Annotated in this window: 16 protein-coding genes; 10 read left to right on the top strand and 6 right to left on the bottom strand. The window is 28.4% G+C overall.

Going from position 1 to position 19,080, the window contains the following annotated elements:
* Positions 1–22 precede the first annotated feature (22 nt).
* The 10 genes from CJF60_RS03900 (at position 23) to rplA (ending at position 12,430) form a co-directional block, all read left to right on the top strand.
* Positions 23–1,645, top strand: a complete 1,623-nt coding sequence (locus CJF60_RS03900) for a hypothetical protein (RefSeq protein ID WP_143823409.1) — start codon at positions 23–25, stop codon at positions 1,643–1,645.
* The gene (locus CJF60_RS03895) at positions 1,617–2,282 is read left to right on the top strand and encodes a phosphotransferase family protein (RefSeq protein ID WP_159444209.1); all 666 of its coding nucleotides are present in this window, start codon (positions 1,617–1,619) and stop codon (positions 2,280–2,282) included. Before CJF60_RS03900 ends, CJF60_RS03895 begins: the two co-directional genes overlap by 29 nt.
* Positions 2,283–2,304: 22 nt before the next feature.
* Positions 2,305–3,630 (top strand): tRNA uridine-5-carboxymethylaminomethyl(34) synthesis GTPase MnmE, encoded by a 1,326-nt coding sequence (mnmE, locus tag CJF60_RS03890; RefSeq protein WP_084232498.1) that lies wholly within the window; start codon positions 2,305–2,307, stop codon positions 3,628–3,630.
* A 105-nt stretch (positions 3,631–3,735) separates the two neighbouring features.
* A complete protein-coding gene (locus CJF60_RS03885) occupies positions 3,736–4,539 on the top strand; it encodes a hypothetical protein (protein WP_084232500.1) in 804 nt (267 codons plus the stop codon).
* Positions 4,540–4,572: 33 nt separating this feature from the next.
* Complete coding sequence (locus tag CJF60_RS03880) at positions 4,573–5,352, top strand: TatD family hydrolase (RefSeq protein WP_084232502.1); 780 nt, start codon at positions 4,573–4,575, stop codon at positions 5,350–5,352.
* Between the two features lie 64 nt (positions 5,353–5,416).
* The gene (locus CJF60_RS03875; RefSeq protein WP_084232504.1) at positions 5,417–7,096 is read left to right on the top strand and encodes an APC family permease; all 1,680 of its coding nucleotides are present in this window, start codon (positions 5,417–5,419) and stop codon (positions 7,094–7,096) included.
* Between the two features lie 223 nt (positions 7,097–7,319).
* Complete coding sequence (locus CJF60_RS03870; RefSeq protein ID WP_084232505.1) at positions 7,320–8,927, top strand: APC family permease; 1,608 nt, start codon at positions 7,320–7,322, stop codon at positions 8,925–8,927.
* Between the two features lie 132 nt (positions 8,928–9,059).
* Entirely contained in the window at positions 9,060–10,253 is a 1,194-nt protein-coding gene (locus tag CJF60_RS03865) for an AlbA family DNA-binding domain-containing protein (protein WP_084232507.1), read from the top strand.
* A gap of 873 nt (positions 10,254–11,126) precedes the next feature.
* Positions 11,127–11,741, top strand: a complete 615-nt coding sequence (rplK, locus tag CJF60_RS03860) for a 50S ribosomal protein L11 (RefSeq protein WP_095279147.1) — start codon at positions 11,127–11,129, stop codon at positions 11,739–11,741.
* The gene (gene rplA / locus CJF60_RS03855) at positions 11,738–12,430 is read left to right on the top strand and encodes a 50S ribosomal protein L1 (protein WP_408633940.1); all 693 of its coding nucleotides are present in this window, start codon (positions 11,738–11,740) and stop codon (positions 12,428–12,430) included. The genes rplK and rplA overlap by 4 nt, the downstream gene beginning before the upstream one ends.
* An 85-nt stretch (positions 12,431–12,515) precedes the next feature.
* On the opposite strand, the gene CJF60_RS03850 is transcribed toward rplA, so the two are convergent.
* The 6 genes from CJF60_RS03850 to CJF60_RS03825 all read right to left on the bottom strand — a co-directional run bounded on the left by CJF60_RS03850 (position 12,516) and on the right by CJF60_RS03825 (position 19,079).
* The gene (locus CJF60_RS03850; RefSeq protein WP_143823410.1) at positions 12,516–13,283 is read right to left on the bottom strand and encodes an Mbov_0400 family ICE element protein; all 768 of its coding nucleotides are present in this window, start codon (positions 13,281–13,283) and stop codon (positions 12,516–12,518) included.
* A 798-nt stretch (positions 13,284–14,081) separates the two neighbouring features.
* Positions 14,082–15,020: a hypothetical protein gene (locus CJF60_RS03845; protein ID WP_084232513.1), complete on the bottom strand. Its 939-nt coding sequence runs from the start codon at positions 15,018–15,020 to the stop codon at positions 14,082–14,084.
* Positions 15,001–15,351, bottom strand: a complete 351-nt coding sequence (locus tag CJF60_RS03840; protein ID WP_084232515.1) for a hypothetical protein — start codon at positions 15,349–15,351, stop codon at positions 15,001–15,003. Before CJF60_RS03840 ends, CJF60_RS03845 begins: the two co-directional genes overlap by 20 nt.
* A gap of 300 nt (positions 15,352–15,651) precedes the next feature.
* Positions 15,652–17,307, bottom strand: a complete 1,656-nt coding sequence (locus CJF60_RS03835; protein WP_084232516.1) for a type 2 periplasmic-binding domain-containing protein — start codon at positions 17,305–17,307, stop codon at positions 15,652–15,654.
* On the bottom strand, positions 17,294–18,223 hold the full coding sequence (locus tag CJF60_RS03830; protein WP_084232518.1) for an ABC transporter permease: 930 nt from the start codon (positions 18,221–18,223) through the stop codon (positions 17,294–17,296). Before CJF60_RS03830 ends, CJF60_RS03835 begins: the two co-directional genes overlap by 14 nt.
* Entirely contained in the window at positions 18,216–19,079 is an 864-nt protein-coding gene (locus CJF60_RS03825; RefSeq protein WP_095279146.1) for an ABC transporter permease, read from the bottom strand. Before CJF60_RS03825 ends, CJF60_RS03830 begins: the two co-directional genes overlap by 8 nt.
* Position 19,080 lies beyond the last annotated feature (1 nt).

The raw sequence follows: 19,080 nt of genomic DNA, 5'->3' as shown, positions 1-19,080 counted from the left end.
AAAAATATTCTTGTGATTAATTGTGTTGACAATAGTTATTTATTTAACTATTTATATTTCATCACGCTTTAATCCAGCAGGAGTAAGTTTATTTAATGAATTTATTTCAGATCTTTTTAAATATACAGATTCAAGTAATTATTTCCCAGGACAAAATCTTTGAATATTATCCTTACAACAAATGTGAGTTTCGATTCGTTTGATAGTTCTAGGAACAATTGTAGGTTTTTTGGTTTCACTTGTTTCTTCATATTTTGGAGCTAGAAAGATACACAGTTTTTTTGCATTTACTTTCTACCGATTTTTTATCATACTCCTAAGAGCCCTTCCAATTATTTTATTTGCAAGGGCTTTTTCTAACGCTTTTAGAGCTAATGATGCAGCATTTTTAACTTACTCATGATTTACGTGGTTATGAGTTCACAGATACTTAGTTGATATGATTAATAATTCTGATTTACAATATTTTTATAAATCACTTAGTTTAAGAAATAGTAAAATAAAAAGTTTTTATTTAGAAGTTTTTTGAAGAATAAAAATAAGAATTTTAAATTTGTATTTTTTTTCTTTAGAGTCAAATTTTAGGTGAATATCATTGCTAGGGGCAGTAGGAATAATCGGTACAGGAACTTTAATTTATACACCTTTAAAAAATTCTGTTTATGATCAACTGGGAGCACCTTTAACAATCTATTTCATTTTTTTATTATTAAATGAATTGATGATTTTTTTAATAAAAAAATACTTGTTTCACGGCATCAAATTTAATGCTAAAACAAATAGATATTCAATTCATTACAATCACCAAAAAATTATTTTATTAATTTTTGGATTTATTAGTTTTATAATCGCTGTTATAGCTCTTGCAAATTTAGAATATGATTATTCAAATGCAAAAGTAATAACCAATTTATTAGAAAGATTTTTTCAAATAGATCTTGCAATAATTTTTGATTCATCAGGAAATTCACCAATAAGTTTAGTTTGAGATGTCTTATTACAAACAATTATAATTTGATTTTTTACTTTTATAATAGGAACCACAATTGGTATTTTTCAAAGTGAAAAAATTAATAAGAAAGCTCAGTCATTGATATTTAAAATAATTGGTTTATCAGTTAGAATAATTCCGAGTTTGTTAGTTTTTTATTTATTAAATATTTTATGATTCGAACCAATAACAACTATATTTTTAGTTCTAGTTTTACACTCATCTTTTAACTTTGCGGTAATTACAAGTTCAACATTTAATAAAATTAATTTTCAAACACTTGAAACATTAAGAAAACAAGGTTTTTCATATTTTAAAATATTGAGGGTATGAGTAATACCTGCATCAAAAAAAGAATTAATTATTAACGGAAGTTTTTTATTTGAAAATTTATTACGAGATGTCGTATATTTCGGTGTTTTCGGCGCAAATAGACTAGGCGCCGCAATTCAAGTAAACATCGATAGATCAACATTTTTTGAGCTTGCAAACTTTTCTTGACCACTAATTTTTATAACCATTGTGTTAGAATATATAACAAATTATTTAGTAAGCAGAAACATCGCAAACAAAGAAACTTTCATAAATAAAATTAAGGGGTATTATGCTTTATATAAAAAGAAAATTGCCAAAAAAAATATTCAAGCAAATTAGCAAAATAAAATTTCATTATAAAGGTTTTCATAATCGAACTTATATTGCTTATTTAAATGATGTTAAAGTTCAAATTAGAATTGCAATAAATAAAATTGCTGATCATAAAGACGAAATTATTTTTTTAAAAAATAACGAAGATTATATTTATGTAACTCCATATATTGCAATTAAAAAATGATATGAAGGAGACATCTATTTAAAAAAATATCAGACAAAAGAATCTGATTTTTTATTATTAGATGAACTTCAAAAAGTTTGAAAGACAAATTTAAATTTGTCAAAAATGAATTGACATTTTTATAAAACTAAAGACAAAAAATATTTAGAAATAGTTGATAAATATAAAGATGATTTTAATGAAGTTATTCACGGAGATGTAAGACCAAAAAATACTATTTTTACAACTGATAAAAAAATAAAATTAATTGATTTTGAATGAACAAGAAAGGGATCAAAATATTTTGATATAGTTTCATTTTTGAAGTTTTCTATTTTAACAAAAGATGAAATAATTGACTATTTAAAATTAGATAAAGAAAAATTAGAAGACTATATTTATATAGTAAATTTATTTAATAAAACTTCTTATGAAGTTGTCTATGATCACATAAAAGATTTTTATGTAAATAGCTAAATATATTACATATAATTAAAACATGTTTGATACGATATGCGCAATTTCTTCAGGTGGTGTAGTTAACCAACCTATAGGTATAATTAGAATAAGTGGACCTGATACTTTTACAATTATTAAAAAAATTTTTAAAGGTAAATTTGAAAATAAGAGAGGTATTTATTACGGTCATATTCATGATAAAAACGAAATAATTGATGAAGTTGTTTTAATAACTTTTGAAAACCCTAATTCATATACTGGAGAAGATTTAGTTGAAATAAATGCACATGGTGGTTTAATTGTTTTGCAAAAAATAATTGAACTTATTTTTACTAATGGGGCAAGAGCAGCTGAGCCAGGAGAATTTACAAGAAGAGCTTTTTTAAATGGAAAAATTGACTTAATAAAAGCCGATGCAATTCATGAATTAATTTTTTCTAAAACAGAAACACAAGCTAAAGCAAGCGTGAAAAAATTTAGTGGTCAAACATCTAAATTTATTCAAGAATTAATTTCTGATTTGCAAATGTTAATCGGACATTTAGAAGTTAATATTGATTATCCTGAATATGATGATATTGAAATTCTTGATGAAGAAAAGTTAATAAATAAAGTTTTAAAAATTTTAGATAAAGAGAAAAAAGCAATAGAACTTAGTGAAAAAGCTTCAGTTATTTTTGAAGGAATAAAAGTTGCAATTGTAGGAAAACCTAACTCAGGAAAATCTAGTTTATTAAATTTATTATTAAATGAAGAAAAAGCAATTGTCACAAATATACCAGGAACAACTAGAGATATTATTAATGGTGAATTTCAATACCAAGGAATTCTTTTTCAAATTAATGACAGTGCTGGAATTAGAAATCATAGTAGTGATGTTGTTGAAAATATTGGAATTGAAAGATCTTTAAAACTGATTAATGAATCAAAAATTATTATTCATTTAATTGATGCAATTGAAGGTGAAACTGAAGTTGATAAATTAATTACTGAGCAAAGCAAAGATAAAAAATACATAAAAGTTTTTAGTAAGTCTGATTTACTAGAAAAACTAGATGCTGAAAAAATTTATATAAGTTCTAAAGAAAAAAATATTGATAACCTACTTGATTTAATGGTTTCTGAATATAAAAATTTAGATCTTGACAATGAAAAAGTTTTAATTGGCGCAAGACAAATGTCTTTACTAAAGTCATCTTATGAAGCGTTAAATGATGCATATAACGCCTTATCAAATGGTTTAACTGCAGACATTGTAATCACCGACATTACAAAAGCCTGAGAAGATTTGATCAATATTTCTGGTAAAGCAGATAACGAGTTATTGCTAGATGAAATTTTTAAAAACTTCTGTTTAGGTAAGTAAAAAAAGCAAGGATTTTTTAGTGCTTTCTACACGAAAATCCAAAAAAGTTTTCAAAAAACCAAATATTTAAAAATTTATGTAATTAAAAAGATTATAATAGTAATAGTGGATGATAATTTCGCAAGAAGATTAACTAGAAAATCTTATCCAAACGCCAATAGCATGATACAAGCTTTTGTTAGTGCTAAGAGTTTTTTGCAGTCTTTTTATAAAGAACATCCTATCGAAAACTATTCAAAAATATATGATGTAATTCATTCTGCTGAGCATAATTATTTTAAAAAATTAAGAGCAATTTTTGAACACGAAAAAATTGAATCAGTTGTTGTTAAACAAATTTGTTCTTACTTAAGAACAAGAAATTTAAAACACGATAACTTAAAAATAAAAATTGATCGAGATGGAACTGTGCAAATCAGTAGTTGACATTCTTTTTATTTACAAGTGATTCAAAATTATGAAATATTCGAACAACGAGATGAATATATAAATCATTTTAATGAAAATTTTATGAAAAAAGAATTTTCAAAATATCAAGAAATTCATGACTTATTAACTAATGAATTTCATTCAAGTTTAATTGATAAAATCAAAAACTTAATGACAATGAGAAGGTATAGCATTAACGAAGCAAAAGATAATGTTTTGGATAATGAAATAGAAAAACATAAGAAATCTTTGCACTCAAATATTCAAAAACTTTTTTATAAATATCATTTAAATGGTAAAGGTTTTGAATTTGAAATTCACTTAAATAGCAAAAAAGGTGTCAAGATTTTGAAGTGACCTGCTTACGAAGAATATCAACAAGTGATAAAAAATTCTAATTTTTTTAATGAAGACACTTCACTTTTTAACACAAGAATTACGCTCAAACACTACCTGAAAAAACGAGGTTTAATTATTTAAAATTGTATTGCTGAAAGTGATACAATCTTTTTTATGTCAAAACTAAAATTTATTGATTTACATACTCATCCTTACTTAGAGTATTATGAAAATCCTATTGAAGAAGTTCAAAGTTGAATTGATACAAATGAACTAGAAATGATTTTTTTCACAGGCGTTTCTTTTAAAGAAATTGAAGAAATTAAAACAATGAAGAAGGCATTTCCTAATTTTGTTCAAGAAGTTTTAGGAATTCACCCTATGGAAGTTAAAGGTAAAGAAGACACTAATAAATTGACAGAATTTATTAGTGAAGATACTGTCGCAATTGGTGAAGTAGGGCTTGATTATTACTATAAAGAAAACCCAAGTAAAGAAATTCAATTTGAAAGTTTTATTGCTCACATTGAAATTGCTAAAGCAAGAAACTTACCAGTTGTAATTCATAGCCGTGATGCTTTTAATGATATTTTTGAAATCATTTCTAGAGAAGAATATCAAGATGTTAAATTCATTTTCCACACTTTTAGTGGTGATAGTTTTGAAGCTGAAAGATTCTTAAAACATGTCAAAAATATTTACTTTTCTTTTTCAGGAGTAATTACTTTCAAAAATAATCACGCTTTACGTGAAGCATGTAAAATAGTTCCACTTGATAGAATCTTTTGTGAAACTGACACACCATATTTAACACCAATGCCTTTTAGAGGTAAACCAAATAAAAGTCCTTATGTTAAATATGTCTATGAAAAAGTTGCTGAAGTTAAAGGAATTGATCTTGAAACTTTAGTAAAACAAGTTAGAAAAAATGTGAAAGACGTTTTTAACATTTAAGTGATTATTGCTAGTCTTAAAAAATATTCACTAGATTATCAGATAATTGATTATCATATAACTTATGAAACAAAAAGAAACTGATAAAGCAAAAGCATTTGCTAAAAAATACAAAAAGAAAAAAATTTCTTTTTTTTCAGCAATGCTGCTTGTTTTAGGTTCCTCAATTGGTGCTGGTATTTTCTTTAAATCAGAAACTGTTTTATCAATGAGTCAAAACTCATTGATACTTTCTTTTTTTTCTTGGATAATTGCTGCAGTTGCTGTAATTGCGATGGCTCTAGCTTTGATAGAAGTTGCTTCTGCAAAAAGAGACAACTTATCACTAATTTCTTGAAATAAAGTTTTTAATTCAAGAACAGTTTTTAAAGCAAGTAAAAACTTTATGGTTTTTATTTATTTACCATTAGCTTTCTTTTTTGTACCTTTTTATATTATTTCTTCTTTGCAAGATGGCTTAGGGGCGATAGTTTATAATCAGATTAGTGCTTATAGGTTCAATTTGGGAGTTGATTCTGAATATGACTGATTAATTTGAGCATTGATTGCTTTTTTATTAGCTATTTATTTCATTATTTTTTCAGGTTTATCTTCAAAGTTAGCTGATTGACAGAACAAAATAATAGTTATTTTAAAGTTTATTCCTATAGTTTTTATTGTGATAGTTGGCTTTATTGTTGCTTCGCAATATCCTTCAAATACTAGTGCTTTAGTGCAAAGACCTACTGATTTAACTATCGCTTCAGGAGCTTCAATTGTAAGATTTGCGCCCGGTTTAGGTTTATTTATTTCGCTAGGGGCAATCTTTTATGCTTTTGATGGTTTCTATGTTTTAACAGGTGTTCAGAGTGAACTCGAAAATCCTAAAAAAGCACCACTTGCATTATTTTTGGGTCTTGTAATTGTGACAGTTATTAACTTATCAATAGCAATTGCAATGACAATAAATGGTGGTTCTTTCTTCTTAATGGCAGACAAAATTAGACAGTTATTTGGCACAAATAGTAGTGGTCAAAATGTTGGAATAATTCTCTTTGGAATAGTCAACATTATCATTGCAACAAGCATCATGGGAATCCTAAATTCTTTTTCTGTATGGAGTCCAAGGTATTTAGAAGAGTTAATTGCACACGGAGAAATACCTTTTTCTGCAAAATTAAGAAAGACTTTAAATAGCGATAAACCTTGAACAGGAGTTAAATATTCGCTAGTTTTGGTGATACCTTTTTTCATTATTTTTACTTTAATTGGTGCCCTAGGTTATATCAATACTTACTCAAATAGAGGTTATGATGAAGCGATGGCTAAGCTATATTCTTTTGCTGATTTAATAGCTAACTGAGTAACTGTTTTTACCTTTATGTTCATCATTTTTTCGATCTATGGAGCGATCGTGAATCGGCGAAAAAACTTTATTAAGGTCGAAAAAATCCGCTGTTTCCTACTTTTTGCTTGAATAGCAGTTGCGACTGTGTTTCTGTCTTTAGCAGTAACTTTGTTACTGCCTATCATTGATTTTTTTCTAATTCCACAACTAGAAAGCCAGTTAATGACTAATTATTCTGATGAAATAATTAGCCGAGTCTTATTAGTTGTTGTGCTTTTAATTTTTGTCTTCTTCACTTTTGGCTATGGCAGAATTGAAGATTTATTAATGAAGAAAAAATTTAAGAATTTTAATAATTACAAAATTTGAAAAGCAAGAACCTTTAATTTAGACCTACATGAAAAAAATAATTTCTAAAAAAATTTATTTTTCTATATAATTCACCTAATTTACAAATAAAAAAAGTTGGTCACAAATGAAAATTATTATTAAACTTTTCTTTGCCGAACAAACAACCTATCAAATGTTTGGATAGGGGTTTTTGTAAATTAAATTTTTAAATAAAACACAAGAAAAAATAATACAAAAACCCTTAACAGACATACTCTAGTTAAGGGTTTTTTATTAAGAAAGGAAAAACGTGTCACAAAAAAGTGTACGCAAAATCGGGATGCTAGTCGCTATTTCGCTAGTTGTTGGTTCGATTATCGGTATTGGTATCTTCTTTAAAAACGGATCAGTCAGTCGTACTTCAAGTGGTGAAAGTATAACGTGATTATTAGCCTGATTTGTTGGTGGAATTATTGCTTTATTTTCAGCTCTATCATTCAGTGAAATTTCATCATTAAAAGTCAAAAAGCTTGTGGGAATTAGTTCTTGAGCTTACCAAAATGGAGGTAAAAGATACGGTTACTTCGTAGCATATGGTTGATCATTTTTCTACTGAGGGATCTTATTAATTACTTTAGGATCTTTCTCAAGCGAAATCCTTGTTGCTTTTCTAGCAGCAGTTGCCGATTCAGCAACTGCAGCAGCGATTAACTCTGCAGTTAATCACGCATGATTCCATTTTATTATTGGAATCATTCTAACTTTTGCCTTCTTAGGTTTAAATATTATTGATCCAACAGTTAGTGGAATTTTTGCAACTGTTACTACAGGATTAAAATTAATTCCTTTAGTAATAGCAATTGTTGTGGGAATTGTCTTTGTGAATCAAAGAACAATTACTACAAACGGTGTTACAGAAACTGCTAATGCTTTCGTAACTCACCCACAATTTTCATTCCAAAAAATGATTCTAGCGTTGCCGGGAGTTTTATTTGCTTTCGATGCTTTCTTATCAGTTGGTTCAGCTAGATCAAGAATGAAAAATGATGGAAAACAATTACCGCTTGTAATTTTCTTCGGAATGGTTATTGTTTTAGTTATTTATGTTTTAATAGCAATTTCTTCTATTCTACAAACCCAAGGAAATATCGGTGGCTTAATTAGTATCTCTTTAGGTGGATCAAATGAATGAGTAACAGGATTTGTTTTCTTCTTCATTTTCATTTCTACTTTAGGATTATTAAACGGATTAACTGGATTCATGATTCAAGATTACTCGCGTGCTGTGCAAACTAGATTATCACTAGGTAGCGACTGATTAATCAAAAATATTAGAGCAAAATTCAATGGTAGAGATATTAGTCATGAAGTTAGAGCATTGGTCTTAATTGCAATCTACATGTTGTTATGACTCTTGCCAATTTGATTACCTGCTTTCATCTTCAATTCAGATGCATTTCTTGATGGAGCAACTAACTGACCTACTTTATTATTCTTCTTTAACTATGCAATTATCATGGGATTATATGCATACAAACGCTTTAAAGGTCACTTTAAAGAAGGAGAAATTAAGAAAATCAACAACGTTGTCTTCTATGGTTCAACTATCATTGCAATTTCTTTAATTGCAGTTGCTGTGATTGCATTCATTTACTCAACCGTTAGCACAGCAGCAATAGATCCAGAAGGTTCTGCTAGTTGAGGATTATTTGCAGATGGTGGATTTAAAGCAACTAATTTCTTACGGTTTATTTTATTCATTGCCTTTACTTTTATAATGTTATTAGCACCATTTGTTAATGCCTTATTAATTAAAGCAATTGAAAAAAGAGATGTGATTGAAGATTTAGCTAAACTTGAAGAAGGTGTTGATGAAAAAACTCCTTCATTACAAGTTAAACAAATCAACAAGATTTAATTAAACAAATTTGAATAAGCCATTTTTGGCTTATTTTTATTTTCAAAAATAATGAAATTTTGAGAAAAATAAAAAAATAATTATTTTTTGATTTACTGAAAAATTTTTTTGCAAATTTGTTAAAATAAAAATGTGAAAATAAAAGTCGGCGAAGACGAATCATACGAATTCAAATTATTGTTGAATTATGATTCAAAAAAGTGACTGAAAACAGTTGTTGGTTTTCTCAATAATGGTTTCGGTGGTAATCTTTATTTTGGGATTAGGGACGACGGCGAAATGGTTGGTTTAGAATTTTTTCAAAAAGATCAACTTAGCCATAAACAAGCCTCGATAATGAATCCTATTCATTTTTGCAGTGACGAAATTTTTAAATGTGTCGATCGCACTATCATCTATATAAGTAACGAGATATCTAAAAATATATATCCTTATTTACTACCCTTCTTTTATAAAATTTCGCTGCGCTCAAAAGATCCTTACATCATAGAATTACGAGTTAAACCAACTCGTGAAATCATCTACTCACTAGTAGATGATCAAAAAAATAAATATCCAGGCAGTGTCTACTTAAGAGATGGTAGCCAGACTATTAAACTGAAAAAAAATGAAATTAACGTTCTAGAAAAAAACCGTGAAAAAGAAGTTAATTACTCATATTTACAAAGCAATAATCAGTCACTATCTTTTGTTCAATTATATAATCACATTAAAACTGATCAAAGTTATAAACAATTTGTTCACGAAGAATTACGCATGAATGGCTTTCTAATTTCTACGAAAAACACGTGGAATTATGAGGCTTTTTTATTAAGTGACAGAAGTGAAATCAAAACAACTATTAATAATTTTTCAAATCATTTAGAGCCTGAATATAATAACAAGCAAACAATTATTTGAAATCAGTCCTTATTAATGCACTTTTTAAAAATACACGAAATTTTAGAACCGATTTGATATTTGAGTGTTGAATCTGACTTATTAAAAGCAGCAATTTGAGCAGTTTTAATGCAAAATGAATACTTTGATTTTTCAAATAATGGACCTGTGATTGAAGTTTTTGAAGAGTACATAAATTTAAAAGCATTTGTCAAAAGCGAGTACACATTTTTTGAAACATTACAAAAAGGAAGCAATAAATATCCACACGTAAAACTACTGCTTAAGAAATATTTTCCTGAAATTGCAGCAAAAACAATTACTCAAAATTACCTATATCAATTTGGAGAGATTTATAGTAAAGATTCAATTAGTTTTGAAATTAAAGTTCCACTTTACAAATATAAGAAACCCAGTAAAAGCATTCCTGAATACAAAGAAAACTAAAGTTTTGTTAGCTTAAAATCAATAAAAACAATATTAAAAATCTCTTGCACACACAAGAGATTTTTTCAAATTAAGTAATGAGCATTTTTAAAATCCTAAACAAGAAGTTAAATATTGCTTTGAAATTTTAACAAAAACTTTTTAGCGATATTTTTGACATGTCATTTTATGTTTTGTTTAGCAAAACCTATCTTAATAATCCAGAACAATCTAATACTATCAGATTTAAAAAAAACAAAAACCCCCTGAAAAAACCAGGGGCTTAAAAAAGATTAGATGGACAAATCAACTAAGCCATCTGTTGTAATATAAATCTGCCTAGCGCTAAAAAATTTAAAATTGTAACTATCATGAAAAATAAGAATGCTAGGCAATAAAATTATAATACTAATTTTATTTTTAAATAAAAAACCCACTCAAATAAACAAGTGGGTAAACTTTTTAACGAATTTCTATCTTTATGTTTAAAAAATAAAAAATTAAAATTTGCCTAGTACGTTAACAAACCTTTGAAATTAATTATTATGAGTAAAAAGACAAAGAAAAATAGAACTAGGCAAAATAATTATAAATAATTTTTCAAAAAATTGTCAATTTTTAGGCTTTTTATAAGTGGTTTTGTTTCTTTATAAATTAGATCCAAAGCACTTTAATAACTAAAAATAAAAAATTAAATGCTCATATTTTACTAAAAAACGAGCAATAAAATTACCTAAATTTTCTGAATTAAAAATTCAAAAAATCAAGGTTTTATATTAAAATAAAAAAGCATTTTTATTCAGTTTAAAAAAAACTGAAGAATGCGACCATAGTCGTGGGAGTTAATTATACAAATTAACAATCGAACCACAAATAATCGAAAGGATATGACAAATGGCAGCACCATTAATCAGAAACGGTAAGAAAGTCGCTAAAATTGCAAAACTGCAATTTAACGCTGGACAAGCCAAACCAGGACCAGCACTTGCTGGTGTTGGAATCAAAATGCCAGATTTTACAAAGGCATTCAATGATCAAACAAAAGACAGAGGGAATGAACCAGTTCCTGTAGAAATCACAGTTTATACAGATAAAACTTTTGATTTCAAATTATTTACTTCACCTGCTTCATACAAAATTAAGCAAGCAGCTAAACTAAAAAGTGGTTCAGCAAATGCAAAAGCAAACATTGCAGGAGAAATTACTTTAAAACAACTAGAAGAAATTGCACAATATAAATTGCCAGATTTAAATACTCGTGATTTACATGCAGCAATGTCTTCAATTGCTGGAACAGCAAGAAACATGGGTGTTTTAATTCAAGGATGAGATGATATTGCAGCAGCAAAAGCTAAAGCAGCAGCTGAGAAAAAAGCAATTGCTCGTTCAGAAAAAATGGAAGCAGAATTAAAAGCTGCTGAACATGATTTAGTTGATTCTAAAGATAAAGAAATTAAAGTTGTTACTCATGCAGATGAAAAAGAAACTTCTGAAGGAGGTAATCAATAATGGCTAAAATTGGAAAAAAACTAAAATCAGCTAAAGCACAAGTTGACAAAAATATTGCATTACCTTTATTAGAAGCAATTAAGTTGGCAAAAGAAACTTCATATGCAAAATTCGATGCTTCAATCGATTTAGCAATTCGTTTAAACCTGGATACACGTAAAAGTGATCAACAACTTCGTGGAGCAGTTTTACTACCAAATGGTAATGGTAAAACTACTAAAGTGCTTGTTTTAACAGAAACACCAGCTTCTAAAGAAGCAGCACTTCAAGCAGGTGCAGATTTAGTTCTTGACCGTCAAGAATTTGAACTATGAATGAAAGAAGCAAAATTCGATGTTGATGTAATTGTTGCAGATCCAAAAATGATGCCAGTTTTAGGTAAATATGGAAAACAACTTGGACCTAAAGGGTTAATGCCTAACCCACGTTTAGGAACAGTTACTCCAACTCCTGAAAAAACAGTTGTTGAACTGAAAAAAGGAAAAGCAAACTATCGTGCTGATAAGTTCGGAATTGTGCACTCATTAATTGGTAAACAATCAATGAGTGATCAAGCACTTAGTGAAAATGCTAAAGTATTACTTGATACAATTAAAAGACTTAAACCGGCAGCTGTTAAAGGTGTATACATTAAAAATGTAACTGTATCATCTTCAATGGGACCTTCTGTAAAAATTGCTTTTGATTAAGAAGTAAATTAAAAATTAAAAAAACATCTTCAATGAAAAGAAGGTGTTTTTTTATATGTTGAAATAAAATAAACTCAAAGATTAGCTATCTTTTGGGACCACCCATAGTTAAAGAGCGAACTAATTTCACTTCTTCTTTTAATTTTTCTATTTCTTCATCTTTCACGATTATTGATCGTTTTCTTTCTATAGAAAGTTTTAATTCATCATAAAGAACATTTTTTAATAACTTTATTTCTTCTTCAATTTCTACTTTTTCTAAAACTGGATTAATGACTAATTCATCAGAAATTTGTTTATAGTCTGACAAATCATTTATTATTCTTTCGGTTTCAGGGTTGTAATTTCTATCTTTTTCAGCAGCATTTCTATATTGTTCAAATGTTTTTTTATCGGAATATATAAATTTAGAATGAGTTCGGTTATATTGGTCTACATCTAAAACAGCAAGTGCTATTCTTGGCGGATCTTGAGTTAACCTATGCGTCATATCCTTTAAAATTTTCTGTATCTCAATGTCCTTTAAAATTTTAACCATTTTCTTATTTTCTCCAAAAACATTTTTGTTAAGAAGTTTTTTATCTACTTTATATATAACATCAGAATGTAGAATGCTATCTCTTGTTAGGTGGTATTGTGCTCCTTGCCCTTTTATTTTAATTTTCCCAAAACTTTTAATTTGCATTTCATGTTTTTCCTTAAAAGTACTTAATGTCATAAAAAAATAATTTATTTCATCCTTAAAAACAATAATGGGATGAACATCACTAACAGGCAGGTTAAACAAGTTTTTAAAAAAAGTTGGATCTTTCAGCATATAAGGAGTAAAGGTTTTTAATTCATTTTTTATCATTATAAAATTATATATTAAAAAATAAAAAAAGAGCAATGTGCTCTTTCTCTATTTTTCTCTAGGTCGCCTTTTAGCCCTAGACAGATCCACGACTTGAGTGATACCGCAGTTAGGGTGCTATAAAAACACTATCTCTGATCCATGTATACTTTAGCAACTTCTATCGCAGGATGTCTGGCGCCCATTGCGATAGCTTTAACACTAATGTGGGGGATTATGTTTTTGAACCTTTGTTCTTTTATATTATACAAAAACTTGAAATTTATTGTAAAAATTAAAAATAAATTGTAGAATACATCACGAGTTTTTAAACCAAATTACATAACAAAAATATTTACTAAATATGATTTAGCTGGTTATAAAGTAAAAAAACTAATGTTATGATTTATGAATATATAAAAAAACTTATTTAGTTGCAACCGATTGTATATAAGATTTGATAATTGAACATCAAATAGAAAATATTACCACAAAAATGTTTAATTATCTTTGTCAATGAGTGGTCAATGATCAAGCATTTAGTGAAAATGACAAGCATTACTTGACACAATTAAAAGACTGAGACCAGTAACTGTTAAAAGTGTATACATTAAAAATGTGGATGTATCATCTTCAACGAGTCTTTCTGTAAAAATTATTTTTTGACTAGGAAGTAAGTTAAAATTAAAAAAACACCTTCAGCAAAAAGAAGGTGTTTTTGTATGACTTATTTACTTCAAATATTTAAATGATCAATCATTAAAATCGAAAGAAGTTAGTTTATCTTTTTCAATTGGAATCAGAAAAGACGTAAGTCTTTTAGGGTTTCAAATTTGTATAGTTTCCGATACTTCTGTTGAATCGTTTTCAAATGTAGTTGGTGTTCAAAAAAAACTTAATTCTAATGGTTTTACTAGCAACATCTATTTCATATTTTGCAATTTCTGTGCCACCCTCAAGAATTGATTCAGGCGAATCATTATAAGCAATTAAGTTGGCAAAATCCTTAATAAATAAGTAATTTAGATTTTTAAAATCAAGTTTATTTTTAATTGCTTCGTAATTGAAATTATTTGATCACGGGCTAAAGTTATCATATAATTCTTTGTCAGTTTTATCACTTAAAACTATTTCTCTGAAATATTTTTGATAATATTTTTTGCCTGATTCATCTACCCTTAAAGCAGATTTTAGGTCGCCATCATTTTTAATTAGACTGACGGGTTTTAAATAAAAGGGCTCAGATTTTTGCATCTCTTTAGTAGCATAAAAGAAATCGCCATATTTCGATTCTGCAGGTTTTCCTTGTAGTTGATCGCTTGTATAAGAAGCCTTATATTTATTTCCGAACCACTCTTTTGTTACGTTTGTTGAATTAGAATCTGCGATATTTTTATCATTATTGGAATTTTCAGATTTTACTTCTGGTTTTTCGGAGGATTTAACCAACCATTTTCCTGTTTCATTTCTCATTGGTATACCAAATTGTTCGGCCTGTTCTTTAACTGAAGGACCTTCTCAGTATCAATTACTAAATGTATAATATTTAGAACCATAAGTACTTATTTTCAAATAAGGTTTATTATCTTCGCTAGAGTTTTTTTGATAAATTGCAGCGTCTTTTTTAAGATGCGTATATTTAAAATCGCTATAACTACAAGAAGCTAAAGCAATTATTGATAAAGCACCTATACTTGCAGAAGCAATAAGCAACAATTTGTTAAGTTTTTTATATTTCTTAATAGGTGAATACAACATCTAATTCCTTCTTTCTTGTTTCATCGTTATTAGATATAGTAACCGGCATTCACGCATCAAGCCCTGGAGTAATTTCTGCTGTTTTGTTTGTGCTATTTGGCTTTGAACTTTCATATTTTTTGTATTCTGCAAATGAAACTTTTAGTACATTTTCAAAAGAATCTGACTTTTTTATTTGTTTCAGTAGCAAATTTTTTTCAGAATCAGTTTGATTATTTTCAACTTTTTGTTGATTATCAATAGCTGATACACCTGAAATAATAGATAAAACTGTTATTCCAGAAATTAATAAACCTAAAAATATTTTAGGTTTGATTTTGCTTTTTTTCATATGTAATCATTTTACACTTGTTTGTATTTAAGGTAATCATGCTCACATATAAGAAATAGTTTAAGAAATAAATTGAACACCAAATTTCTTTGCTAACTCGCTTTCATTCGTAAGTCTACTTCATCAGCGAAAATAGTCAGTGCATTTATAAAAGATTTTTTTAATTTTCATTAAATGAATATTGGTAGTAGAATTGAAACCTGATTTTTTTAAAACAGACAAATAGTTCTTTAATACAAAAATAAAAAACCCTTAGTCAAATTTAAGGGTTAATTTATAAATAAAGTTTTTATTTATTTACTAAGTTTTAAACCTGTTTACATAGTAAACTTGAGCAGCTGAAACCAATAAGTCACTCGCTGGATGCATAAAAGCAGGAACTTCTATACCATCAAAATTAACTACACCCATTTCTGAAGCGATATTAACGAATTTAGCAAAGTCACTATTATCATAATTTTCAGTTGGTTTTTCGTATCCATAATCTGATTGCTCTAATTGTCAAGCAATATAATTATCTTTATATAGTTCACTTTTATTGGCTAGTTGCTCTGCACTAGGGTCTGCAACTTGATTATAAAAAACAATGTTATTAGCGATCTTAGTAGGTGGTGTATAGTTGACAAAGAAGAAATTTTCAAAACCAGGTTTTGAAAATGATTCTTCATCTTCATCATACATCGCTACTTCTTCGGTTGAATCATTATCTTGATAAGTGCCTAGTAAACCAGTTGGTAAACCTGATGTGCCGTTATAATCTTCAGCATATCAGCCATCATAAATGTCTTGATGTGCTAATCTAGCAACTTCGTTAGCTTCTTGATCAGTTAAATAAGAAGGAATAATGTAACCATCTGTTAAAGTAATACGACTTTTTAGGTTAACAATTCTGATAGGGGTTCGCTCGTAACCTGATGAATTTCTTAAATCATCATCATTATCAACTGCAAAGAAAGCATCTAAAGCATCACCATTATAAATAACCCCTACAGAAGTGTTTAAATTTTGATCAACTAGTGAGTTTAAGATATTGCTACTATCATTATTAAATAAGATACGAGCAGTATCTTTTAAAGTGGTATTTAGACCACTTTGTACGTTATTGATAAAATCATTAACGTAGGTTTGATATGTGCTTAAACCTAATTTCCCATCAAAATTTTCCTGATTTTGAGCAACTACATCTTCAGAACCATAGGCAATATTATCACGCATTTCATCATGAATTTGGATTAATGAATCTTGTGGGATAAAGTCTCTTAAAATGGTAAAAAGATTTTTAAAATCTCTACCATTTGCTTTTTCTTGTGCAGTTAAAGTTGTAGAATTAGCAATTCTTGTATCAAAATCAATTTCAAAATTTGCTTTTTCTTGATCAGTCAATTTGGACTGATCAATGTCACGATAATCATAAGCCAAGATTTTATCTTGAGTAAAATAAGGAACCATAAAGTTTCACATATGTAGTGGTTGGTCAGTTCCATAACGCTCTTCTAAAGTCTTTTTCAACTTCTCTTCTTGAAAGAATTGATCAAAAAAACTTAGCTGTTGAAAGACTGCATCTGTATATGTTGCACGTGCTCAATCAGCGTTATAAAAAGCCTTGCCTCTAGCTGCATCACCTTCTAAATTAAAGAAAGCATCATAGTTAATAGGTCTTACTAAACCTAATTCAATGAAGGTAAAAATTTGATATGAACTAGTGATACCTGCTGCAATTTTTTGGCTTAATAACTGGTCTCTAAAGTCGTTAATATCTGCATAGGTACGATATGTGAAATTTTCAGAAATTTTTGCAATGTTACTGTCTGCTGCGTAGTTTGCAAAATTCAAAAAGACCTTTTTAGGAGGGTGAACTGATTTAAAACCGATGGCTCCTGCAACTCCTAAAGCAGTTAAACCGATCGTTGATAATGGAAGAAGAATTTTTAAAAGTCAAGTCTTACGATTCAACATTGTTGACTTCCTTTTTATTTTTTCTAACTAGATTTGTCAGTTGTTTTACAGTAATTTTAGAAATTCTAGAAGCACGTTTTTCATTGTCTTGAACCTCTTTTTTGATAGCAATATTTTTCTTAATTTTTAATAGGATATAAACAATATTTCCAATTAAAGTTGCTGCCAATAAGAAGGTACCTAAAGCAAGTGCTCAAGGTCTAAAAGTACCCCCATAAAGTTGTACTCCTAAGGTCTCAACATTTGATGTAATACGTGCCAGAATAAAGTCATCAAAACTAAGCACAACAGTAACAACAGTTGCTAGAAAAATAGGTAAAGCCATGTATTTTAAGTAGGTATTAAATCAGGTTCTGATTTTTCCATAACCTAGATCTTGACTAGCTTTAAATAGGCTAGGATTGAACTTTTCACTACGTGGAAAAAGCATTAAAATGACAAACGGTAAAATAACAACTACGTGTGAAATTACTGCTCTAATTAGCCCTTCATCTGTTAAAGAAAAAGCGCCAAAAAAGCTGGTCATTAAAATTCCTAAACCTAGTGCTGTAATAATATCTGGGTTAACTAAAGCAATATTAGCAAGCCCTTCAACCACAACACGGTGTGCTTTTTGTCTTTGTCTTCATAGACCAAAGACAATTAATAAAGATAGAGGAATAATAATAATAACTGTTAAAAAAGCAATAATTGTTGAATTAGCGATTGCATTTAACACTGAATCAGAAAATAATTCTGCATAAGCACCTGTATAAACTGAACCATCGCTTGTATAGTTAAAGCTTGTAAAGCTTAAAAAACCTCTTTGTGAAGGTGATGAAAAAGAAAAGACAACTGCAAAGAAAATAGGAATATAAGTCAATAAAACTATTAAAGAAATGAAGATTAACTTTCAGATATTTTGAATCTTAAACATTTTTAAATCCTTTCAGTTTCATGATTAAACGGGGAATAAAATAGATCAGTAAATAAGCGAGTGTCATCAGTGCTAAAGTGATGATAACAACGTTTGAAACTGATGCAACTTTGAAGATATTTGCAGGCACTGCAAAGGTATCTATTAAGTTACCAACTAGCTGAGTCTGGCTTGCATTTGGGAGCAATTTATGACTAATTCCTACGCTTGTTGCACTTAGTAAAAACACTAAAACAAAGCCTGATAAAATAGCCTTAATTGAGTAAGGTAAAACGACTTTTATGAAGGTCATAAATAGGTTATATCCTAGGTCTTCACTTGAGTTAATAATGTTTTTAGGCATGTCACGAAAGACTGTATAAAGGGGAATGATTGTGAATGGTAAATAAACATAAATCATTCCGATAATTAAGAAAATTTCATTGTTTAATAATGCTTCATTACCACTGATTGCAGTTGAGACTCCGCGCAGTGCAAGCACACGCACCAATGTTAAAATAAACATTGGAGAAATGATTAAAGATAAGCCTGCAACCCTGAAAATTGAGTTGTTGCTACGGGCTATAAAATATGAATAAGGCAGTGCCACCATTAAAGATAAAATTGCTGCAACTAAACCTGTTCAAACTGAACGACCTATAATATTTCACAAATTTTCGTTAATTAAGTTGTAGTTATCATTAACGACAACTTCGCCATCTACAACCTCAGAAATAGGTGTAAAAGCTTTTACAAAAATGAAAATTAAAGGGATTACAATAAAGATAATTGCAAAGATTAAAAAAGGAATAACTAGTGATAGACGAATGTTTAAATCTAGTTTTTCAATTAAAAACTTTTTAGTTTTTAATAACATA

This window comes from Mycoplasmopsis agassizii (genome assembly GCF_002272945.1).
In the GTDB taxonomy this organism is placed as follows: domain Bacteria; phylum Bacillota_I; class Bacilli_A; order Mycoplasmatales; family Metamycoplasmataceae; genus Mycoplasmopsis_B; species Mycoplasmopsis_B agassizii.
This window is presented reverse-complemented; position numbering and strand designations above follow the sequence as displayed.